Origin of the sequence: Rhizobium sp. AN6A (assembly GCF_900215635.1) — a bacterium.
Classification (GTDB): Bacteria; Pseudomonadota; Alphaproteobacteria; order Rhizobiales; family Rhizobiaceae; genus Agrobacterium; species Agrobacterium tumefaciens.
In genome coordinates this window covers 206,528-228,545 of record NZ_OCNC01000001.1, presented here as the reverse complement: position 1 = coordinate 228,545, position 22,018 = coordinate 206,528, and the positions used below count along the sequence as shown (strand labels likewise).

Sequence of the window (22,018 nt, the reverse complement as noted above, 5' to 3'; positions counted from 1 at the left end):
AGCGGCCTCGCGATTTCACGATTCATGCAACAATGATCGCGCCGCGATTATGTGGTCCGATCGTAGCTTCCGTCGAGCCCGACGGGGATTGCGGTGCTGCTGCTTTCGGAGGCGGCATGCCTGTCCCGACGGCGAACAAGATGGCGCTGAGTCCCGCAAAACCGGCAAACAGCAGGAACATGCCAGCTCCGCCAAAAGCACCCAGCATGGCGCCGCCGAGTGTCGGTCCGATGAAGTTGCCGACGGTCGAGAATGAATGAGCACCAAAATAGCTGCCTCTGTTACGATCGTTCGAGATACCATCGACCAGCGTGTACTCGCAGGGCACGACGAGAATCTCTCCGATCGTAAAAACAACCATTGATGCTGCCAGTCCCCAGAAGCCGACGGCACTGAGAAAGCCGAGTTCCCCAAAAGCAAACAGCACGCAGCCGGTCACAAGGCCGTTGAGAGCGCCTGCGCGTTCGATGAACCTGCGGGCGAACGGATTCCCGATCAGGACGACTGCGCCGTTGATCGAAACGAGGTAGGCGTAAATTTCCATGCCTCCAGCGACATTTCCCGTAAGGTACGGGGCGAGTGTTGCTGACCACTGGCCATAGACCGCCATCAGCAGTGTGCCGCCGCCGACAAAGAAGGCAAGCCGGGGATCGCGGATCGCAGCGCTAAGACTCTTCAGCAATGGGACGGGTGCGGTCGCCTGAGGAACGTCATCACTTCGATGGATGGGCACGTGCAACAGGTGCAAGGCGACGGCGAACGCCACATAAACGGCGCCCGCAATGATGAAAAGAGTAGTGGAGGCCGCGCCTGCAGCAATGCCGATCAGCGGTCCGATGGCCCAGCCGGCATTCGTAGCAGTGTAGCGCCATGAGAAATATTTGAGGCGCAGTGGCTGCGGGCACACATCGCTCATCAGAGCACGCGATATCGGCTCATAGATCGCGAGCGCGACTGCGGCAACGATCTGGGCAATGCAGAAGGCGATGACGGTTTCAGCCAATCCCATACCGATCAGCGCAAGCGCCATGAAAAGCAGTGTGAGCGTCAGCATAGTTCTGCGCCCTACCCTGTCCGACAGGGAGCCTGCGAAAGGAGCTGCGACAGCGCCCAACAGCGGACCGATCCCCAGTAGCGCACCGATCATGGCAGGACCGAGCCCGAACGACTGTTGCAGCTTGATGGCCAGGAACGATAGCGTCATTGCGCGTGCGATCGTCACCAGTCCTGATCCCGCAACCAGAAACAGGACGTAGTTCAGTCGTTGTTTTTCCTGCTTCATCGCACCCTCATCAGCCTCATCGTCGGGGCGGCATAGCTGCATTCGCGAAACTTCCGGTTCCTTTAATCAAATGAAACGTCGACTTTTGCAACGTAGAGCGCTGAGACCTGCCATGTCGCGAATTCGGTCAAATGATGCGCTCCTCGGGAGAGAAACGCATCGCAAGCAAGATAAGCAGACCGATCCCGAGAGCCATCATGATCCAGGCTTGTGACAGATCATCTGAATGGCCGCGCAGCCAGCCGGCTGCAAAGGGCATCATGCTTGCGATGATGTAGCCGCCTCCCTGAACGAAGGCCGAGAGGCGGCCGGCACTTGCCGGTTCGTCGGCGTGGTCGAGCGTCACGATCAGCGACAGCGGAAACAGCGCGCCGATCCCCAACCCAAGCAGGATCATTGCGGGAAGCGCCAAAGTCAGTGGCATTATGATCAAGCAGGTCAGTCCTGCAAGAACGGCGAAAAGAGCCGCGATCAGCGGTCCCCGACGATCGCGGAAGCGATCGATCATCACCGACACAGCAAGACCGGCGATAACCTCCATCAGCGTAAGACCTGCAAGCATATAGCCGGCAATATCTTCGCTGCGCCCCAGTTGAACATAGAAAGGTGGCAGCCATGCCAGGACAAGCGTATAGGCGCCCGTACCGACACCAAAGAAGATGAGCAGAAGCCAGGCTTTGCCGCTTCGTGACGGGGATCGACCAATGGGTTGACCGGACACCGTTCGCTGCGCGGAGGCATCCGAAGACGATGCTCCTTGCCATAGAACAAGGGCAAAGAGAGCAGGCAGCCCCCACAGTCCCAGCATTGCTTCCCAACCTACGAAACGGGACAAACCAGCCGCTGTCGCGGCTGCGAGCGTTGCGCCCCCCATGATGGCGGTTGAGTACAATCCCATGACGCGCCCTGCGTTGGACGGGAAGACCCGCTTGATGAACCCCGGCATCAACGCCTGAACGGCAGCAATGCCGAGACCGCATGCTGCCGCACTGGCGAGAAGCCCGGCGCTGGAAAACCAGAAGAGCCGCGCTATGCAGGCAAGCGCGATGATCGCCACTCCCAGAGCAATGCCGCGTCTATCCCCGATCCATCGCTGCAGGGAAGAGCCGACGAGTGCGCCCAAGCCCATCAAAAATACCGGAAGAGTCGTTAGCGCGCCCGCACCGGTCGATGTGAGGCCCGATGCTGCTTCAATCCGGTCAAGGACGGGACCCAACGCAGCGAGAGCTGGTCGCAAGTTCAGGGCAACGGCGATAACGGCGATGATTGCAAGGGTGTTTGAAGTGCAAGCCGGCCGGCGAATATATGGTTGATCGATGTCTGAATTGTGCATATGATTTTATCTCAATGGAAAGAATCTTAATGTCGAGATATATCTTATGTCGGAAGTTTTCAAGGACCTAGACCGGGCAGCGTCCGCGGCTGCGCAATGGAGGCAGGAGCGTCCTGATATCGACCCGTTTCCGATGGAGTTGCTGGGGCGCCTGGGAGAAATCACGCAGATCATCATGCGTGATCGTCTCAACCCTTTCTTTGTGCAGCACGGCTTGCAAAGTGGGGAGTTCGACGTCCTGGCGACGCTACGGCGGTCAGGAGCACCGTACGAACTCACGCCCACCCAACTTTACGAAGCCGCCATGCTTTCATCGGGCGGGATGACCGCTCGTATCGACCGCCTTGAAAGGGATGGTTTAGTCGTGCGGCGGCGCCATCCCATAGACCGACGCGGCACATTGGTGGCGCTGGCGCCAAAAGGTCTTTCATTGATCGACGCGATCCTCTCAGAGCATGTCGAAAACGAACGAACTGCGTTGGCCGGACTAACAAAGGTTGAGCAGGAGCAGTTCAATGCGCTAACGATCAAACTTCTTGCAAGCCTAAATGACATGCCAAAACGATGAGTGCGCCAGAAGCGGTTCTTCCGATGGCATGCTGCTGAGGTGAGCCGCCTGCGACGGTTATCTTCAAATTCTGCAAGCCACGGCAGGTCGGAAACGGCCAGTTTTCACCAGCTTGCCCGCGCCACTCTGCGGCGCTGTTCTTTAAAATAGATGATGGATTGGAATGACATGTCTCTTAAGTTTCTTCCACTTGTAGTTTTGCTAGCACCATGGCCCCACGCGGCCGTCGCCGCTGACGACTTTCCAAAGCGTCAGCTAGGCTTGTGGGTATTCGACTCTCCGGACAATCGCCTGGTAAAGGGGAGTTTGTGCGTCGATGACACTCTTACCAACTTCGTGGAGACAGATATCTGGTCGAATTTCGCGCAGGAGTGTGTTGTGTCCAATAGTGTGGGTAAGCTTAGGTCCCGGAAAATTGAGGCGAACTGCCAATCCTCGATGACCGGCAAGGTAAAACTTACCGTCACCTATGACGGGGATTTCAAAAGCCGTTACCACTTTGTTTCCGTGAGTTTGTTTCAGGGAATAGGTGGAAAAGACGATCAGCTGATTTCTACGGTCAAGGCCGTGTATCAAGGACAATGCCCCGATGGCATGAAGCCAGGCATGCGGAGACCTGGCGGCTAAGAGTCTCCTGAAGCCCACTGATCTTCGTTTCGACCATAAGTATCATATCTGGGACGTTGATAGGATCAGAAAGTCTCTCAGAAGCGCCATTCCTTCTGGCCAATCGCCGAGTTGGCTTTGGCCGTTGATATGGCCAGCGGCGCCAATCATCGTCAAATCGCTACCCCACAGCTCTGCTCGGGTCTGGACATAGGGCAGCGAGCCATAGGGATCGTCGGTACTTGCCACGATGAGAGAGGGAAATCGGAATTTGGTCTCAGGTGCGCCTGCAAAGCTTATCGCCTGTGGGGGAAAAGCCGGAGATGCCGGATCAGGCACGGCGACCAACATTGCCCCTCTGATTGGCAGATCAGAAACGTGATGCCAATGGGCGACGAGCAGGCAGGCCAGGCTATGGGCAACCAGAATGGGCGGCGTTTGCGCGGCACGCACGGCTTCCTCCAACGCCGCGATCCAGTCGGAAAGATCTGGGTCATCCCAACTTGTCGGGGCAAAACGGCGTATGGAGGGATCGGCATCCTCCCAAAGCGTATGCCAGTGGAGCTTGCCGGAATTGCCGATACCCGGCAAATGAATGATTTCTGTCATACTGCGCCTCTTCGTTGTTCGCCCCCATCATGGGCATTTACGAGAACGAGAAAAATAGGCATTCATCGGAGAAAAGCTCCGAAAACCGATAGATTCAAGGTCATGACAAAGCATCTCGACACCCGTCCCGAACTCGATCCAACGGACATTTCCATGATCGAAATATTGCAGGACGACGGGCGCATCAGCGTTTCCGAGCTTGGAAGAAGGGTCGGCCTCTCTCAGCCGGCCACGTCCGAACGTCTAAAACGGCTTGAAGAACGAGGCATCATCAACGGCTACAGGGCTGTCATCGATCCTGCTTCGGTAGGTCTTGGAATGATGGCGATCGTCCGCCTGCGTACCACGCATGAACACATCAAAACTTGCCTGAAGCAGTTTTCCGAGATGCCGCAGGTCATTGAGGTCCTGAGGCTGACTGGAGAGGACTGCTTCCATCTGAAAGTGATCGTGCCCACACCAGCCGAGCTGGAAAGCATTGTCGATGCGGTTGCTCGCTATGGTTCGGTCACTACGGCGATTGTTCTGCGCAGCGAGCCGGTTAAGCGTATTGGACGGAAGCTACTGAAAAGCTAGCTGCCCAAAGCCTGGAGTTCTGCTCCAAGTAGACGGTCAGCATGATTGAAGCTCTTGAATCCAGGCATGTCCTGGATGCAGCACCTCCAACCATCGACGAAGGGCGTATTTCTCACTCGATCCTAAGCGAGTTAAAGCATTGCGGAAGTCCCTGTGATCTTTCTCGCGGGCGTGGCTGGCTTTGAAGAGTAGGACGATGTGCGGTGCCAGATATCGAATGCCGTCGGCTGTTGCGCGTATGGCTTCGGTTAGCGGCAGCACGAGACCGCCGTCAGGTAATGGCCGCTGGAGCGCTTTCGCTTGACCGATTAGAGGAGGCTTCTTTGCTCAACCAACTCGCCAGACGTCGACACGATCGAGGATCCATAGGGCTCGCGCGACGAAATGATCAGCGCGTCATCCGGTAGTGGCTGGGCAAGATGTTTCGCCTCGTCCCATGGCGCGCGCATCCACGTGTCGGTCTCTTCCTTCGTCAGCAGCAAGACGGGCATGGCCTTCTCGTGAATCGGCTTCACGACCTGGTTGGGATCGGTGGTCAGAAAACCATAGAGATCGTCGGTCGTGAGCCCGTCTCGAACCTTCCGGACGCTTTTCCATTGCGGCACATGGATGCCGGCAAAGAACATCAGCGACTTTGCTTCATCGCGGGCGAACCAGGCATTGGGTACATTGCCACCTTCCTGCCTGCTCGCCGGATCCGGCTCGGCGAAGCTGGTGACAGGGACGAGGCATCGATGTTCGATACCGAACCACCGCGTCCAGTGCGGGAAATTGAGCTTGCGCACATTGGTCGTGCCGCGGTCGGCCTCCATGCGGATCAGTTCCTCAAGATCGAAGGGCTTGCCCTTGGCCGCGAGCTTCTCGGCCTTGGCCTTGGCCCCTTTCTCGAGTGCGAAGCGAGGCGAGGGAAGGCCCCAACGCGCATGCACCAACTGCGTCTTGCCGTCAGCCGTGTTGCGCACGACCGGTCCCATCTGGTCGGGATTCATCTGATAGGCCGGCATCAGGTTGATCAGGCTTTCGGCGTCCTGAGCCCATTTGGAGACCCAGTCCTTGTCTTCCATCCGATATAGATTGCACATGGCAGCAATTCCTCCGTTGCGACCGAATGCAGTTGTGTGGTGAGTTCCGCCTCCGTCGCTAGTCGAGCTTGTAAACGTCGGCATTGTCTTGCCGTTCCCGCAAGCCTTTGTAGGAGGCATGGCGTAGTTTGCCGTCGGCCGTCCACGCCCGGAACTCGATCTCGGCAATGAGGGTCGGCTCGACCCAGACAATGTCTGCGTGCTCGGCATAGGATGCAGGTGACTGCTTCCGTTTCCAGCGCAGCTTGTCGAGCATCTTGCGCAGCCTGGTCATCTCGGCGTCCCTGAAGCCTGTGCCGACATTCCCGACATGAATAAGCTCGTCACCGCGATAGGCAGCAAGCGCCAGCGAGGCGAACCCGGCAGGCGATGCCGTCGATGGCTCATAGCCCACGATCATGAACGCTTCGCTCTCAACGCATTTGATCTTGACCCAGTCCCCGGTGCGGCCGGAACGATAGGGCTGATCGAGGTGCTTGCCGACGATGCCCTCGAGACCAAGGCCGCCAACGTGTTCCAGCAGGATCGCGGGATCGGCGTCAATGGTTTCCGAAAGGCGGATAGCGCCATCATTGTCCTTAAGCATTTCCTCGAGAAGATGTCGGCGTGAGCGATATTCGACATTCCGCAGATCATGACCGTCGAGATAGATAAGATCGAAGGCGTAGAGGATGGCGTCCGAAGCTCGGTTGCCAGCAGTCTTTCCAGAAGCACCCAACGATTTCTGCAGCAGCCCGAAATCCGACCGCCCTTCATCGTCAAGCACAACCGCCTCGCCATCGATGATCATCGTTGCCGGCCCAAGCGCCTGAGCAGCCTGCTCGATCGCAGGAAACCGGTGCGTCCAGTCATGGCCGCTACGCGTGAGGATGCGGACCCCAGTCGGCTCAATATGAACCGCCAGTCGATAGCCATCCCATTTCAGCTCCCAGCTCCATTGGTCGCCTTGTGGAGGATGCGCCTTCAATTGGGCGAGCGCCGGCTCGACGCGATCGGGCATCGGTTCAAACAGCAGCTGTGGCTGTGCGGGATTGCGCTTCCGACGCGGCTTTGACCGCAGCGGGGCTTCGGTATCACGAAGGAGCGGCTTTGATCTCGGTGGCTTCGTCATGCAAACGAGTTCAGCACGAAAACCTTAAGAAGATTGTGACGCCGTTCATCTATCCCCGCTATCGACCATTCTGGCCCCGACGGACGCAGGGGCCGCAAAAATTTCTGTTTCGCCTTACCTCCTTGAATCCTTTTAGAATCTTCGACTTTGCTAATACTGGGATAATATTCCTCAACTTTGTGGTGCTTGACTCTTTTGCGCTAGGAGAACAAACAATGAACATATAGCCCGTACGACATGATGTCGATCCTTTGAACACGACCTTGAAGGGAGCCGTGAACGATGACTGCTGCCCGTCAGAGGGTGATTTGCGACTTGCGCGACCGCATAGCGTCGATGGAAGGGGTATCCGCGAAGCGGGCCGGAACACTCGCCTTCGGCGTTCCCGAGATCGATGCGGCCTTGCCCGGCGGTGGTCTCGCCTATGGCGCGCTGCACGAGTTTGCAGGCGGCGGCTCGGGCACCGTCGATGGCGCAGCGGCCGCCCTTTGTGTTGCCGGCATTGCCGCACGAACAAAAGGCCCCGTCATCTGGTGTCTGACGCGGCCGGATCTGTTTTTTCCGGCTCTTGCCCATGTGGGTCTGCATCCCGACCGCGTCATCTTTGTTGAATCCGACAAGGAAGAGGATGTGCTTGCCAATATGGAGGAGGGCCTTTCCTTCGGTGGACTTGGCGCCGTCGTCGGTGAACTTGTCCGCTTGCCCATGGTCAGTTCCCGCCGCCTGCAGCTTGCAGCCGAGCGAACCGGGACCATGGCGCTTGGCGTTCGCCGATGGCGGCGACAGACGGAGGCCAATGACTTTGGCCAGCCGACGGCCTCGACCACGCGGTGGCGTGTCAGCGTGATGCCGTCGGAAGAGTTGCCGGTAGCGGGGGTGGGCAGGCCCCAATGGTTTCTGGAATTGATGCGCGTGAAAGCGGGTGAGTGTGCTGAGTTTCTCGTGAGGGCGTGTGATGACAAGGGTCGTCTCGATCTATCTTCCGGATCTGCCGACAGATCGCATTCGTCGGGCCGATCCGTCTATTCCGCCTGAACAGCCAATCGCCGTGATCGCGAAAAGCGGCTCGAAGCGATGGGTGTCTGCCGCCGATCCGGCTGCCAGAAAGGCGGGCGTGCATACCGGCATGGCAGCCGCAAAGGCGCAGTCGCTGTTTCGCGGCCTGATGCTGGTTGACGCTGATGCCGAAGCCGATCGAGCCGCACTTGAGCGCATCACGCTCTGGGCGCTGACGATCTATTCGCCAATCGTCGCGGTCGACGGGATTGATGGCATCGTCATGGATACGGAGGGCGCCGATCATCTGCAGGGTGGCGAACTATCAATGGTGAATGGCATCGCCAACCGGTTCCTCGCGAAAAAGCTGACCGCTCGTGTGGCGGTTGCCGACAGCTGGGGTGCTGCCCATGCTTGCGCCCGCGCCATCAATCGCGAAACGATTGTCGTTCCACCGGGGGAGACGGCCCGTGCCGCCGAAAAACTGCCGATCTCGCTTTTGCGCCTGCCGTCAAAGATCGTCTCTGATCTGCGCATGCTCGGTTTCCAGACGATCGGCGAACTTGCCAACACCCCGCGGGCCCCGCTGACATTGCGTTTCGGTCCAGAGGTCGGCCGCCGTCTCGACCAGCTGCTGTGTCGTGTCGCCGAGCCGATCGAGCCGATCCGGACCGCAGAGCTGGTTGAAGTCTCCAAGGCCTTCGCCGAACCGATCGGGGCTGCGGAAACCATCGACAAATATGTTGGCCGTCTGGTCGTCCAACTCGTTGGCGAACTCCAGAAGCGCGGGCTTGGCGTGCGCCGTGCCGACCTGATCGTTGAGAAGGTCGACGGTACGAGACAGGCGATCCGGGCGGGAACAGCCAGACCTGCCCGCGATGTCGCCTGGCTGACAAAACTGTTTCGGGACCGGACGGAAAAGATCGAGCCGGGCTTCGGGATCGAAAAGCTGATCCTGGTCGCCGTGATAGCCGAGCCTCTCGAGGAGGCTCAGAAAGCCTCTGCTCTGGTCGAGGATGACGTCACTGATGTAACGCCGCTGATCGACCTCTATGGAAACCGGGGGCAGAGGGTTTATCGCGTCGCGCCGGTCGCCTCCGATGTGCCGGAACGCTCTGTCCAGCGCATCAGCCCCGTCGCTGAACCAATCGCCGTTGCCTGGGTCAGCCATTGGCGCCGCCCCGTCCGTCTCTTGCCGAGACCTGAGTTGATCGAGGCGATCGCGCTGATGCCGGACCGGCCGCCGGTTTCGATCGTCTGGCGTGGCAAACGCCGGAAGGTGAAGCGAGCCGATGGCCCGGAACGCATCTTCGGGGAATGGTGGCAGCGCGACGCCGAAATGGAGGCGGTGCGCGACTACTTTGTCATCGAGGATGAGGCAGGCGAGCGCTTGTGGGTGTTTCGCTCCGGCGACGGTGTTGATCCGCAGACCGGATCGCATCGCTGGTTCTGCCACGGGATATTCGCATGAGCTACGCGGAGCTTCAGGTCACGACACATTTTTCTTTTCTTCGTGGTGCCTCGTCGGCGAAGGAGCTGTTCGAGACTGCAAAGCTCCTTGGGATCAGTGCGATCGGCGTCGTTGATCGTAATTCGCTGGCCGGGATTGTTCGCGCCCTTGAAGCATCCCGCGCGACAGGTCTCCGCCTCGTCGTTGGCTGCCGTCTCGATCTCGCCGACGGCATGTCGTTGCTCGTCTACCCGATAGACAGAGCTGCCTACTCACGCCTGACCCGGCTGATTACGCTCGGCAAGTCACGTGGTGGCAAGGACAACTGCATTCTGCACTGGGATGACATTGTTTCCTACTCGGAAGGCATGATCGGTATTCTGGTGCCGGATCTGCCGGACGCCACCTGTGCAGCACAGCTTCGCAAGATGGCTGGAGCGTTTGGTGACCGCGCTTACGTGTCGCTGTGTCTGCGCCGACGCCCCAATGACCAGCTGCGGCTCCATGAGATTTCCAACATGGCGGCACGGGTCAGGGTCAAAACCGTGGTCACCAATGACGTGCTGTTTCATGAACCGGGCCGGCGGCAGTTGCAGGACATCGTCACCTGCATCAGGCACAACACCACGATCGACGATGTCGGCTTCGAGCGCGAGCGTCATGCCGACCGGTATCTGAAGCCTCCGGAAGAAATGGCTCGCCTGTTTTCGCGCTATCCGGAAGCCCTGGCGCGAACCATGGAGATCGTGCGGCGCTGCACGTTCTCACTCGAGGAGCTTACCTACCAATATCCCGAAGAGGCGATCGTGCCGGGCAAGGATGCTCAGGGATCGCTCGAGCATTATGTCTGGCAATGCGTGCCGGATCGTTATCCGGAAGGCTTGCCGCCCGACGTGTTGAAAACCGTGCGGCATGAGCTCGATCTCATCCGAACCATGAAATATGCGCCGTACTTCCTCACGGTGTTTTCGATCGTGCGCTTTGCCCGGAGCCAGGCCATCCTCTGCCAGGGCAGGGGATCGGCGGCCAACAGTGCTGTCTGCTATATCCTCGGCATCACCTCCATCGATCCATCGACCAACGATCTCCTGTTCGAGCGTTTCGTCAGCCAGGAGCGCGACGAGCCGCCTGATATAGATGTCGACTTCGAGCATGAACGGCGCGAGGAGGTCATCCAATGGATCTACAAGACCTACCGACACGACAAGGCAGCCCTCTGCGCCACCGTCACACGGTATCGTGCCAAGGGAGCGATCCGCGATGTCGGCAAGGCGCTGGGCCTGCCGGAGGACGTGATCAAGGCCTTGTCGTCGGGCATGTGGTCCTGGTCGGAGGAAGTGCCCGACAGAAACATCCGCGAGCTCAATCTCAACCCTGACGACCGGCGCTTAGCGCTCACCCTGAAACTGGCGCAGCAGCTGATGGGAGCCCCGCGCCATCTTGGCCAGCATCCTGGCGGCTTTGTCCTCACCCACGACCGGCTGGATGATCTCGTACCGATCGAGCCGGCAACGATGAAGGACCGCCAGATCATCGAGTGGGACAAGGACGATGTCGAGGCGCTGAAGTTCATGAAGGTGGATGTGCTCGCACTCGGCATGCTCACCTGCATGGCAAAGGCGTTTCATCTCATCCGTGAGGATAAGGGCGAGGATCTCGATCTGTCTACGATCCAGCAGGAGGACGCAGCCACCTACGCAATGATCCGAAAAGCCGATACGCTTGGGACATTCCAGATCGAAAGCCGCGCGCAGATGGCGATGCTGCCGCGCCTGAAACCCCGCACCTTCTACGATCTGGTCGTGCAGGTGGCGATCGTCCGGCCCGGTCCTATCCAGGGCGACATGGTGCACCCCTATCTGCGGCGCCGTGAGGGCAAGGAGCCGGTCGAATATCCCACACCCGAGCTTGAGGCCGTGCTCGGCAAGACGCTGGGTGTGCCGCTGTTTCAGGAAAGCGCTATGCGGGTCGCCATGGTCTGCGCCGGCTTTACTGGCGGGGAGGCCGACAAGCTGCGCAAATCCATGGCCACTTTCAAGTTCACCGGCGGGGTCTCACGCTTCAAAGAGAAACTCGTCTCCGGGATGGTCAAGAACGGATATTCAGCCGAGTTTGCCGAAAAGACCTTCTCGCAGCTTGAAGGCTTTGGCTCCTACGGCTTTCCCGAGAGCCACGCGGCCTCTTTTGCATTGATTGCCTACGCTTCGAACTACATCAAGTGCCATTATCCGGATGTCTTTTGTGCCGCCCTTCTCAACAGTCAGCCGATGGGTTTTTATGCTCCAGCCCAGATCGTCGGTGATGCAATCAAGCATGGCGTTGAGGTGCGACCTGTGTGCGTCAACCGCTCGCGCTGGGACTGCACGCTGGAAAAGATCGGCAGCACTGATCGGCATGCTGTCCGGCTTGGATTTCGGCAGGTGAAGGGACTGGCTGTCGCTGATGCAGCGCGGATCGTGACGGCACGCATGAATAGTCCTTTCTTATCCGTCGATGACATGTGGCGCCGGTCCAGCGTGCCGACGGAGGCGCTTGTCCAGCTGGCAGAGGCCGATGCCTTTCTGCCATCGCTCAAACTCGAACGGCGCGATGCGCTCTGGGCCATCAAGGCGCTGCGCGATGAACCCTTGCCGCTGTTTGCCGCTGCGACCGAGCGCGAGATGGCGGCAATTGCTGAGCAGCAGGAGCCGGAGGTCGCCCTTCGGCAGATGACGGACGGGCACAACGTCATCGAAGATTACAGCCATACGGGCTTGACGCTACGGCAGCATCCGGTCGCGTTCCTGCGCAGGGACCTGTCGGCACGCAACATCATCCCCTGTGCGGAGGCGATGAATGCTCGGGATGGGCGATGGGTTTATACTGCAGGTCTGGTGTTGGTGCGCCAGAAGCCCGGGTCTGCCAAGGGTGTCATGTTCATCACCATCGAGGACGAAACAGGCCCTGCCAACATCGTCGTCTGGCCGTCACTGTTCGAGAAGCGCAGGAGCGTGGTGCTCGGATCCTCGATGATGGCAATCAATGGGCGGATTCAGCGGGAAGGGGAGGTCGTGCATCTTGTCGCGCAGCAACTGTTCGATCTATCGACGGACCTCGTAGGACTGGCTGATCGGGATACCGGGTTCAAGTTGCCGACCGGGCGAGGTGACGAGTTTGCACACGGCGGCGGCGGTCCGGATTCGCGTGATCGACAAAACCCCGTTGTCCCGCGGGACATGTTCACACCCGATCTCCATATCGATACGCTGAAGGTGAAGAGCAGGAATTTTCACTAAATTGCTCAAGCCAGCGAGTCGGAAGCGGCGCCTACACCTCCAAAGCCGCTCTAGTCATCAAGTATGGAAACCTCGGATGCATCCGTGACAACAGGTTTCGCCGATGGTTTTGGGAACGGATGAGCTGGAACTGGAAGTGATGCGAGGCGCGCTTCTGTCTCCGGCGTGACATGACAGCGCAGACCTGAGACTGGCCCGACACCATACCGGGCAAAGTACGGCTTTATGAGGTTGTAGCCACGCTGGTCGCCTGATTGAAAGTGTCGGAAAATCCAGTAGGCGATCAAGTCCGCCATCTGAATGAGGCGCGATGCTTTTGAATCCAGAAAAAGCGGGACTTCGGCAAAGTTTCGAAGTTGTCCGTTGGCATGCCCCACGTGCTTGAACACATGAGACAGGGTCTGGATTTTCTCCTCGTAATTGCTTTTGTCGAGGATGGCCAAGCCGCGTTGGGGATTCTTTTTCTTATAGAGTGTCTTCAGATATCCATCGAAACACGAAGCCACTTCCTCGAAACTCCGAGCCAAAATATCGTTAGGAGAAAAGAGCTTCTTTTCGATGACGCAGGCGTAAACCTTCAATTGCAACTGCTTGTCGGCCAGTAGCGACAAGATATCGACGACGGCTTGAACTCTTTCATTTGGAGGCACACCTTTCCAGGTACCGTTGCCCGAACGCATCGGATTCCCATGAAACTCGATTTCCCGAGGATTGGTCGAGCTAAAGCGCGCCGCTACAGGATCTATCTGGGCTTCCAGCCAGTGGGTTTGACGCTCGAAGATGCTGAATCCGGCAAGCACGAAGAAGTCGGAGCTAGGATCATGAGAGTGACCCGACTCGTCGAGATATAGTAGATGCAACGAATCCCCCTGAAACGAAAAAGCGGACCGCATGCGGTCCGCTCCAATTCGGTAAGCCGAGTGAAACAATCGTTCAACGCACCGACGGATCAGCGCTCTCGACTATGACCAACATATATCGGTTGCGTGTCGGCTTTTCAAGGGGCGGCTCCGCATGGCTCCCAATCGCCAACGTCCGGCGTTCGCGGATTCACGTCGTATGTGACCCGTATCCAGGGCGTGGGCATCGACTTGACCTGATGACTGGAGCGAAAAGAAGATAGCATCAGGTATCGAGGAGCGTGACAAGATACGCATCAGCACGATCTTTGTTGGCCGGAGGCAGATCTATTGAGGCGTCCCATTCCTGCTCTTGATGGATGGCTTCCTGGTCCGGTCCCGGATCTCCGTCGATCAACCCGCTGACGGGGTCCGCTAGGCAAGCTGCGGCCGCTTCGGCTGCGCCTTCGCGGTGATCGCGACCGGTTCCGGACACTGACGGGAGCCATCGAGCGGGAATGGCCCGCTCCAAAGATGGAGCCCTCCGATGAACACCGATCTTACCCTTGCGCAGAACCACGCCTTCCAGCTTTCCCGCATCCTGATGGTTCCGGTCACGCTTTTCAGGTCCGGCGACGAGTTCGGCGTTCTGCCGAGCGACGAACTCGATGACGAAGACGATCTGGAGATCGTGCATGAATTCCATCCCTGGCCGGCTCATTGAGCCGGCATTTACATCTCCTTGGTGCCGCTTGCGAGCGGCAGGCGGCAAGGGAAGCTTCGCCGCGCTTTGGCACCGACGGTAGGCGTTGATCTGCAGATCAGCAGATTGCCAGGGCGCGCCCTTGCCCCCTTTGCTCTTCGCGGCCGCCGGAAACGGTCCCGCAAACTGCGGGAGACATGAATCTGGAGAGAAGGGCGGCGCCACGAGCGCCGGAAAATAATGGAGAAACAGAAACTGGAAGAACTTCGGTACCAAGTCCCGTGCGCAGCTTTGTTGGAACAGTCTGGCTTTGCCATCGACGTCAAGGAAAGCACTCGCAAAGCTTTGAAGTACCGGCGCGGTGCGGAAATCGTCATCGTCATCCATGGGGGGCGGGGTTGGTTCGATCCACTGTCGGACGCGAAAGGCGATGTCTTTGGTCTCGCGGAGCATCTGGACGGCGTCACCTTTGTCGAAGCACTCGACCGGGTGGCCGATCTCGTCGGCGTCATCGCCACGGATCCTGCTTGGTCTCGCCCAGACAGAAAGCTCGCTCATAGCATTTCCGTCCCGGAACGCTGGGCAAAACGACGGAGCCCGTGGCTGGGGTCGATGACCTGGCGCTATCTGCGAACCGAGCGCTGCATCCCCGTAACGGTCATCCGGCAGGCCATCCGCAGCGACGTCCTTCGAGAAGGCCCTTATGGCAGCATGTGGGCCGCCCATGTAAATGACGATGGTTCTGTCACCGGCTGGGAAGAGCGCGGCCCGGATTGGCGGGGCTTTTCGACAGGCGGTTCGAAAATTCTGTTTCGCCTTGGTTCTTCCAATGCCATGCGTCTTTGCGTCACCGAGGCGGCGATCGACGCCATGAGCCTTGCGGCTTTCGAGGGGCTGCGTGACAGCAGCCTCTATCTCAGCACCGGCGGCGGTTGGTCGCCGGCGACGGACGCCGCGATCCGCAAGCTGGCCGCGCGTCCCGGTGCTGTTCTGATCGCAGCTACCGACGCCAATAGCCAGGGTGAGACCTTTGCCGGCCGGCTTCGCGACATTGCCAATGAGGTCGGCTGCGACTGGTTGCGACTGAAGCCGCCATCGGAGGATTGGAATGAAGCGCTGAAGGCGCGCGAGGAAGAAAAGAGGGAGAGAAGAATGGAAACAAGCGGAGGCCTGCCGCATGCCCGCCGGCCGCGTCAAGGGTGAAGCTTCGCCCGCTCGAGAGCGGCCCTTGACGCGCCCGGACGGAGAGGCGGCGTGAGGGGAGGGTCATGAAGGACTGAAGAGGATGGTGAGCTGATAGCAGCACCGCGCTTCGGTTCGGACAGGGCCAAAGGAGCCGTCAATGAGCACCCCTTCCGCAATCCGTAAAGTCTACCAGGGCGCCGCCGACCGCCATCAGATGTTCCGGCTGTTCGACCGGTATGCGCAGCGTCCTAACCTTTTCGACAGCGACACAAGCGCGCTTTATGCTGGCGAATGGTTTGAAATCACCGAACGCGAGCATGATTATATGTTCGAGATCCTGCCGCCGCTTTGGATCCGGGGCTCGATGTTTGCAATGCGCGAATTCCTGACCGGATCTGTCACATCAGTGTTCTTCGCGCTGCGGATCGATGGGGTAGTTCGTCACTTCCATGGATATTGTGATCTCTCCGACGGCCGGTCCGTGGAAGACATGCGGCTGGAGATCATCGAGCGGGAGACGCGTCCAGTGCGGGCGATGACGCGGGACGAGCATCTTGAGCATATCTGGAGTGCCACGGCAGACGCCTATCGCGGCTACTCCGATGAACGCTCCCTCCATTATTTGCCGGGGCAGCGGGTCATCACTCTTTACACCACCGCTGGGTCTGCCAGGTCGAAACTGCTCGACGACCTGACCGACGATGAGATCGCCACCAAGCTGCCCGTCCAACTGCGCCATCTTGCCCGTGCGGCAGTCGTAGCGTGAGGAGATGCGTTCATGCTTTCCTTTCCGATTGAATCAGTGCGGGCTGTGATCGCCCGCGGTCGCGCCGACGCCGAGGCCAACGGCGGCTACCGCAATCCCCATTACGGCCTTCATCCCGGCTGCGACGAGCAGCCAGGCGTATGGCTAGTCGGAGACCACGGTGTCTATCTGTGCTCGAACGGCAAATTGCCGGACGGCGAAAAGCCGTTGGTCGCCTATGCGCTCGAATGCGATCCCCGCACGAACGACGATTGGTTCGAAGTCAAACGCAAGACCTTCGGGGGAGACGACGGTGTCGAATTCATCGATGCCGACCATCTGGAGGCCATGATCGCCGCCACCTCCAATGCCAGGCATCTCGGCATCACCTTCCAGCCGGACTCGATGGAACTCTTCATTATCGATTGGTCGTAACACCCCACCTCAGCGGGATTCCAACCTCAACTAGCGTCCCTTCGCCCAATCGTCCTGGCGGAACGATGACGCGCGCTTTCAAAAAGGAGATTTTTATCATGAGCAGCGATCCCTTCACGCTCGACATCTACGGCAATACCGTACTTTCTTCCGGGCTTGGCCTCGGCGTCACAGCCTTTGGGAGCTTCGCACCCGAGGCGGTCGGCGAACCGGCCAACGATGACGATCCAGATCCGACGCCGCCGGCGCCCGCACCTCCGCGGGCGGCCGTACCCTCCCGAGCCGAGAGGCTCCGGGCCAACTTCTATATCGAGGGTGATCGCGGCTTACCTTCGTCCTGGAAGGATCGTGCTCGCGCCAATGTCGCGGCGATCCTCGTTGCCAATACCATCTCCAAGCAGGATCGACCGGCGACACCCAAAGAGCAGGCGCAGTTGATCCGCTTTACTGGCTTTGGCGCCGGCGAGCTGGCCAACGGCATGTTTCGGCGGCCGGGTGAGGTGGATTTCCGACAGGATTGGGATGAGCTCGGTTCCTCGCTCGAGACCGCTGTCTCCGAAGCGGACTATGCGTCGCTCGCCCGCTGCACCCAGTACGCCCATTATACGCCGGAGTTCATCATCCGGGCGATCTGGGCCGGTATCCAGAAACTCGGCTGGCGCGGTGGTCGTGTGCTGGAGCCAGGCATCGGCACGGGCCTGTTCCCTGCGTTGATGCCGGAGACATATCGCGACGCCGCTTACGTCACCGGGATCGAACTCGATCCGGTCACGGCCCGCATCGCGCGCCTGCTTCAGCCGAAGGCGCGGATCATCAATGGCGACTTCGCTCGCACCGATCTCTCGGCGATCTACGATCTCGCCATCGGCAACCCGCCTTTTTCCGATCGCATCGTCCGCTCGGACCGCGCTTATCGTTCGCTCGGCCTTCGTCTGCACGACTACTTCATCGCGCGCTCCATCGATCTTCTGAAGCCCGGCGCGCTCGCTGCCTTCGTCACTTCCCATGGCACGATGGACAAAGCAGGCGCGGCGGCGCGGGAGCATATCGCCAAATCCGCAGATCTGGTCGCGGCGATCCGGTTGCCCGAGGGCAGCTTTCGCCGCGACGCCGGCACGGATGTCGTCGTCGACATCCTCTTCTTCCGCAAGCGGAAGGTAGGTGAGCCGGAGGGGGATCAGACCTGGCTCGACGTTGGCGAGTTTCGCTCCGCAACGGATGACGAGGGCGCGATCCGCGTCAATCGCTGGTTCGCCGGCCATCCCGATTTCGTTCTCGGCACCCACGCGCTGACGTCGGGACCATTTGGCGAGACCTATACCTGCTTGCCGCGCGACGGTGAGGATCTTGAAGCCGTCCTCGCCGCTACGATCGATCTTCTGCCGGCCGATCTCTATGACGGCGAGCCTACGCCCATCGATATCGATCTGGAGGATGAGCTCGGCGAGATCGTTGATCTACAGCCGAAGGACAGGGCCATTCGCGAGGGGAGCTTCTTCCTCGACCGGACAAAGGGTCTGATGCAGATGCTCGACGGCTCGGCCGTGCCGGTCACCATGCGCAAGGGTCGCGCCGGCGACGGGGTGTCAGAGAAGCATATCCGCGTCATTTCGAAGCTCATCCCAATCCGCGACGCCGTGCGCGAGGTACTGAAGGCGCAGGAAACCGACCGGCCCTGGCGCGATCTCCAGGTCCGGCTGCGCATCGCCTGGTCGAGCTTCGTGCGCGATTTCGGGCCGATCAATCACACGGATGTATCGGTCCAGAGGGATGCCGAGACCGGCGAGGTCAAGGAGACCCATCGCCAGCCGAACCTCGCGCCGTTCAGGGACGATCCCGATTGCTGGCTGGTCGCGTCGATCGAGGACTATGATCTGGAGACCGACACGGCGAAGCCGGGTCCGATATTCGCTACCCGTGTGATCGCTCCGCTGATGTCGCCTGTCATCACCAATGCGGCTGATGCCCTGGCGGTGGTACTCAACGAACGCGGCCATGTCGACCTCGATCATATCGCTGAACTGCTGCATCTCGACGTGTCCACGGTGATTGCCGATCTCGCCGACGAGGTGTTTCGCGACCCGGTCGATGGATCCTGGCAGACAGCCGATGCCTATCTCTCAGGGGCAGTCCGTACCAAGCTCGCCGCCGCGCAGGCCGCAGCCGAGCTCGATCCGGCCTATGAGCGCAACGTGCGTGCTCTGCAGGATGTTCAACCGGCCGATCTTCGCCCCTCCGACATTACCGCCCGTCTCGGCGCCCCGTGGATCCCGGCCGCCGATGTCGTCGCGTTCGTGAAAGGGAAGATGGAGGCTGATATTCGCATCCATCATATGCCGGAGCTCGGGTCCTGGACCGTGGAAGCTCGGCAGCTTGGATACAGCGCCGCCGGCACGTCGGAATGGGGAACGAGCCGTCGCCATGCCGGTGAGCTGCTCGTCGATGCACTGAACAGCCGGGTGCCACAGATCTTCGACACCTTCAAGGATGCCGATGGCGAGCACCGGGTTCTCAACGTCGTCGATACCGAAGCCGCGCGCGACAAGCTGCAAAGGATCAAGCAGGCATTCCAGGACTGGGTGTGGACCGATCCCGATCGCACCGACCGGCTGGCGCGCGATTACAATGACCGCTTCAACAATATCGCGCCGCGCAAATTCGACGGCTCCCATCTGAAGCTACCGGGCGCCTCTGGCGCCTTTGTTCTTTATGGGCACCAGAAACGCGGCATTTGGCGGATCATCGCCGACGGTTCTACCTATCTCGCTCACGCCGTCGGCGCCGGCAAGACAATGACCATGGCCGCCGCCATCATGGAACAGCGCCGGCTTGGCCTGATTGCCAAAGCCATGCTCGTCGTGCCCGGCCATTGCCTGGCGCAGGCGGCCCGCGAATTCCTCGCCCTCTACCCCAACGCCCGCATCCTTGTCGCCGACGAGACCAATTTCACCAAGGACAAGCGCGCACGCTTTCTCTCGCGGGCCGCGACCGCCACCTGGGATGCGATCATCATTACTCACTCGGCGTTTCGCTTCATCGCCGTGCCATCGGCCTTCGAGCAACAGATGATCCAGGACGAATTGCAGCTTTACGAGGATCTGCTGACGAAGGTCGACAGCGACGACCGCGTCTCGCGCAAGCGCCTTGAGCGGCTGAAGGAAGGTTTGCAGGAGCGGCTTGAAGGCCTCGCCACCCGCAAGGACGATCTTCTGACCATATCGGAAATCGGCGTCGATCAGATCGTCGTCGACGAGGCCCAGGAATTCCGCAAGCTCACCTTCGCCACCAACATGTCGACGCTGAAAGGCATCGACCCGAACGGCTCGCAGCGCGCCTGGGATCTCTATGTGAAGTCTCGCTATATCGAGACGAAGAACCCGGGCAGGGCGCTGGTGCTCGCCTCCGGCACGCCGATCACCAATACACTCGGCGAGATGTTCTCGATCCAGCGCCTGCTCGGCCATGCAGCACTCGCTGAACGCGGGCTGCATGAGTTCGATGCCTGGGCATCCTGCTTCGGCGATACGACCACCGAACTCGAAATCCAGCCATCCGGCAAATACAAGCCGGTCAGCCGCTTCGCCTCCTTCGTCAATGTTCCGGAACTGATCGCCATGTTCCGGTCGTTCGCCGATGTCGTCATGCCGGAGGATCTCAGGCAATATGTGAAGGTCCCCAACATCTCGACCGGGCGCAGGCGGATCCTGACTGCCAAGCCAACCGCGCTGTTCAAGACCTATCAGCAGATGCTCGACGCACGCATCAAGGCGATCGAGCAGCGTGAGGGACCGGCCAAGCCGGGCGACGATATCCTGCTATCGGTCATCACCGACGGACGCCATGCGGCGATCGATCTGCGCTTCGTCATGCCGGGAGCCGGGAACGAGGGGGACAATAAGCTCAATCTTCTCGTCCGCAACGCCTATCGGATCTGGAACGAAACCGGCGAGGCCACCTATCGTCGCCCCGATGGCAAGGATTTTGAGTTGCCCGGCGCCGCGCAGATGATCTTTTCCGATCTCGGCACCCTTAATGTCGAAAAGTCTCGTGGCTTCTCGGCCTACCGCTTTATCCGCGACGAGCTGATCCGGCTCGGCGTGCCGGCGTCGCAAATCGCCTTCATGCAGGACTACAAGAAGACCGAAGCCAGGCAGCGGCTGTTCAGTGATGTCCGCTCCGGCAAGGTCCGTTTCCTGATCGGTTCGTCCGAGACGATGGGCACCGGCGTCAACGCCCAGCTTCGGCTGAAGGCGCTCCATCACCTGGATGTGCCATGGCTGCCGTCACAGATCGAGCAGCGCGAGGGACGGATTGTCCGCCAGGGCAATCAACATGAGGAAGTGGATATTTTCGCCTATGCCACAGAGGGTTCGCTCGATGCCTCGATGTGGCAGAACAACGAGCGTAAGGCCCGGTTCATCGCTGCCGCTCTATCTGGTGACACCTCGATCCGCAGACTGGAGGATATCGGTGAAGGTGCCGCCAACCAGTTCGCCATGGCCAAGGCCATCGCGTCCGGCGACGAGCGCCTGATGCAGAAGGCTGGGCTTGAGGCGGACATTGCCCGACTGGAACGACTGCGTGCTGCCCATGAGGATGACCAATATGCCGTTCGTCGGCAAATGCGTGATGCTGAGCGTGAGATTGAGGTCTCGAACCGGCGCATCGGCGAGATCGCTCAGGATATTGCGCGTCTCAGGCCGACCGCCGGCGATGCCTTTATGATGATGGTGCTCGGTCAGGCATATACCGAGCGCAAGGAGGCCGGCCGGGCGCTGATGAAGGAAATCCTCACGCTTCTGCAGCTTCAGAGCAAAGGTGAGGTTCATCTCGCGACGATCGGCGGGTTCGATCTCGTCTATGAGGGTGAGCGGCTCGGCAAGGGTGACGGCTATCGTTACGAGACCCTCCTCCAGCGCACTGGCGCCGATTACGAGATCGATCTGGCGATCACGGTCACGCCGCTTGGCGCCATCTCACGGCTGGAGCACGCTCTCAGCGGCTTGGACGACGAACAGCGCCAGTATCGCCGGCGTTTAGAAGAAGCCGAGCGGCGATTGGTTTCCTACCGTTCCCGAGACGGAGGCGCTTTCGCGTTCGCAGACGACCTGGAGGTAAAGCGTCTGAAGCTGCGGGCAATCGAGGCTCAACTGGCAGATTTGGACAATGAGACCGTCCCGGCAGCTGCATAGCTGCGTTGCACAATAAATGTTTTCGTGGTGG

At 59.7% G+C, this 22,018-nt stretch carries 16 protein-coding genes; 10 read left to right on the top strand and 6 right to left on the bottom strand.

The features are described from left to right. Positions 1-22 precede the first annotated feature (22 nt). Both CRO62_RS01055 and CRO62_RS01050 read right to left on the bottom strand, forming a co-directional pair. A complete protein-coding gene (locus CRO62_RS01055) occupies positions 23-1,324 on the bottom strand; it encodes an MFS transporter (protein WP_323455417.1) in 1,302 nt (433 codons plus the stop codon). An 85-nt stretch (positions 1,325-1,409) separates the two neighbouring features. Then, entirely contained in the window at positions 1,410-2,615 is a 1,206-nt protein-coding gene (locus CRO62_RS01050; protein WP_173865429.1) for an MFS transporter, read from the bottom strand. Positions 2,616-2,661: 46 nt separating this feature from the next. On the opposite strand from CRO62_RS01050, the gene CRO62_RS01045 reads away from it, so the two are divergent. After that, entirely contained in the window at positions 2,662-3,183 is a 522-nt protein-coding gene (locus tag CRO62_RS01045; RefSeq protein ID WP_038496953.1) for a MarR family winged helix-turn-helix transcriptional regulator, read from the top strand. A 669-nt stretch (positions 3,184-3,852) separates the two neighbouring features. Here CRO62_RS01045 and CRO62_RS01035 read toward each other — a convergent pair. Beyond that, positions 3,853-4,398: an RBBP9/YdeN family alpha/beta hydrolase gene (locus CRO62_RS01035; RefSeq protein ID WP_097098816.1), complete on the bottom strand. Its 546-nt coding sequence runs from the start codon at positions 4,396-4,398 to the stop codon at positions 3,853-3,855. 102 nt (positions 4,399-4,500) lie between these two features. Between CRO62_RS01035 and CRO62_RS01030 the strand changes: the two genes are divergently transcribed. Continuing rightward, positions 4,501-4,974, top strand: coding sequence for an Lrp/AsnC family transcriptional regulator (locus CRO62_RS01030; protein ID WP_097098815.1), 474 nt, complete (start codon positions 4,501-4,503; stop codon positions 4,972-4,974). A 308-nt stretch (positions 4,975-5,282) separates the two neighbouring features. On the opposite strand, the gene CRO62_RS01025 is transcribed toward CRO62_RS01030, so the two are convergent. Further along, positions 5,283-6,056, bottom strand: coding sequence for an SOS response-associated peptidase family protein (locus CRO62_RS01025; RefSeq protein WP_097098814.1), 774 nt, complete (start codon positions 6,054-6,056; stop codon positions 5,283-5,285). A 58-nt stretch (positions 6,057-6,114) separates the two neighbouring features. Then, the gene (gene ligD, locus CRO62_RS01020; RefSeq protein WP_097098813.1) at positions 6,115-7,167 is read right to left on the bottom strand and encodes a non-homologous end-joining DNA ligase; all 1,053 of its coding nucleotides are present in this window, start codon (positions 7,165-7,167) and stop codon (positions 6,115-6,117) included. 282 nt (positions 7,168-7,449) lie between these two features. On the opposite strand from ligD, the gene CRO62_RS01015 reads away from it, so the two are divergent. Genes CRO62_RS01015 through CRO62_RS01005 form a run of 3 tightly spaced genes read left to right on the top strand, consistent with a single transcriptional unit; the run spans position 7,450 to position 12,888 of the window. Next, positions 7,450-8,202: an ImuA family protein gene (locus CRO62_RS01015; RefSeq protein WP_097098812.1), complete on the top strand. Its 753-nt coding sequence runs from the start codon at positions 7,450-7,452 to the stop codon at positions 8,200-8,202. After that, complete coding sequence (locus CRO62_RS01010; protein ID WP_179784424.1) at positions 8,123-9,634, top strand: Y-family DNA polymerase; 1,512 nt, start codon at positions 8,123-8,125, stop codon at positions 9,632-9,634. The genes CRO62_RS01015 and CRO62_RS01010 overlap by 80 nt, the downstream gene beginning before the upstream one ends. Beyond that, a complete protein-coding gene (locus CRO62_RS01005) occupies positions 9,631-12,888 on the top strand; it encodes an error-prone DNA polymerase (protein ID WP_097098811.1) in 3,258 nt (1,085 codons plus the stop codon). Before CRO62_RS01010 ends, CRO62_RS01005 begins: the two co-directional genes overlap by 4 nt. A 50-nt stretch (positions 12,889-12,938) precedes the next feature. Here the strand turns inward: CRO62_RS01005 and CRO62_RS01000 are convergent, their stop codons facing one another. Beyond that, positions 12,939-13,781: a DUF3800 domain-containing protein gene (locus tag CRO62_RS01000; RefSeq protein ID WP_097098810.1), complete on the bottom strand. Its 843-nt coding sequence runs from the start codon at positions 13,779-13,781 to the stop codon at positions 12,939-12,941. A 493-nt stretch (positions 13,782-14,274) separates the two neighbouring features. Between CRO62_RS01000 and CRO62_RS27130 the strand changes: the two genes are divergently transcribed. The 5 genes from CRO62_RS27130 to CRO62_RS00975 all read left to right on the top strand — a co-directional run bounded on the left by CRO62_RS27130 (position 14,275) and on the right by CRO62_RS00975 (position 21,987). Further along, complete coding sequence (locus CRO62_RS27130; protein ID WP_038496918.1) at positions 14,275-14,451, top strand: hypothetical protein; 177 nt, start codon at positions 14,275-14,277, stop codon at positions 14,449-14,451. 273 nt (positions 14,452-14,724) lie between these two features. Then, positions 14,725-15,633: a DUF3991 and toprim domain-containing protein gene (locus CRO62_RS00990; protein ID WP_414896247.1), complete on the top strand. Its 909-nt coding sequence runs from the start codon at positions 14,725-14,727 to the stop codon at positions 15,631-15,633. Between the two features lie 139 nt (positions 15,634-15,772). Then, positions 15,773-16,381, top strand: coding sequence for a DUF1419 domain-containing protein (locus tag CRO62_RS00985; protein WP_097098808.1), 609 nt, complete (start codon positions 15,773-15,775; stop codon positions 16,379-16,381). Between the two features lie 12 nt (positions 16,382-16,393). Beyond that, a complete protein-coding gene (locus CRO62_RS00980; protein ID WP_097098807.1) occupies positions 16,394-16,795 on the top strand; it encodes a DUF3085 domain-containing protein in 402 nt (133 codons plus the stop codon). A 98-nt stretch (positions 16,796-16,893) separates the two neighbouring features. After that, positions 16,894-21,987, top strand: a complete 5,094-nt coding sequence (locus CRO62_RS00975) for a helicase-related protein (protein WP_179784423.1) — start codon at positions 16,894-16,896, stop codon at positions 21,985-21,987. Positions 21,988-22,018: the final 31 nt, after the last annotated feature.

Bases quoted from the DNA above. Each gene is read 5' to 3' on its own strand.
- CRO62_RS01055 (WP_323455417.1), bottom strand. From the start codon at position 1,324: ATGCAGCTATGCCGCCCCGACGATGAGGCTGATGAGGGTGCGATGAAG.
- CRO62_RS01050 (WP_173865429.1), bottom strand. From the start codon at position 2,615: ATGCACAATTCAGACATCGATCAACCATATATTCGCCGGCCGGCTTGC.
- CRO62_RS01045 (WP_038496953.1), top strand. From the start codon at position 2,662: ATGTCGGAAGTTTTCAAGGACCTAGACCGGGCAGCGTCCGCGGCTGCG.
- CRO62_RS01035 (WP_097098816.1), bottom strand. From the start codon at position 4,398: ATGACAGAAATCATTCATTTGCCGGGTATCGGCAATTCCGGCAAGCTC.
- CRO62_RS01030 (WP_097098815.1), top strand. From the start codon at position 4,501: ATGACAAAGCATCTCGACACCCGTCCCGAACTCGATCCAACGGACATT.
- CRO62_RS01025 (WP_097098814.1), bottom strand. From the start codon at position 6,056: ATGTGCAATCTATATCGGATGGAAGACAAGGACTGGGTCTCCAAATGG.
- ligD (WP_097098813.1), bottom strand. From the start codon at position 7,167: ATGACGAAGCCACCGAGATCAAAGCCGCTCCTTCGTGATACCGAAGCC.
- CRO62_RS01015 (WP_097098812.1), top strand. From the start codon at position 7,450: ATGACTGCTGCCCGTCAGAGGGTGATTTGCGACTTGCGCGACCGCATA.
- CRO62_RS01010 (WP_179784424.1), top strand. From the start codon at position 8,123: ATGACAAGGGTCGTCTCGATCTATCTTCCGGATCTGCCGACAGATCGC.
- CRO62_RS01005 (WP_097098811.1), top strand. From the start codon at position 9,631: ATGAGCTACGCGGAGCTTCAGGTCACGACACATTTTTCTTTTCTTCGT.
- CRO62_RS01000 (WP_097098810.1), bottom strand. From the start codon at position 13,781: ATGCGGTCCGCTTTTTCGTTTCAGGGGGATTCGTTGCATCTACTATAT.
- CRO62_RS27130 (WP_038496918.1), top strand. From the start codon at position 14,275: ATGAACACCGATCTTACCCTTGCGCAGAACCACGCCTTCCAGCTTTCC.
- CRO62_RS00985 (WP_097098808.1), top strand. From the start codon at position 15,773: ATGAGCACCCCTTCCGCAATCCGTAAAGTCTACCAGGGCGCCGCCGAC.
- CRO62_RS00980 (WP_097098807.1), top strand. From the start codon at position 16,394: ATGCTTTCCTTTCCGATTGAATCAGTGCGGGCTGTGATCGCCCGCGGT.
- CRO62_RS00975 (WP_179784423.1), top strand. From the start codon at position 16,894: ATGAGCAGCGATCCCTTCACGCTCGACATCTACGGCAATACCGTACTT.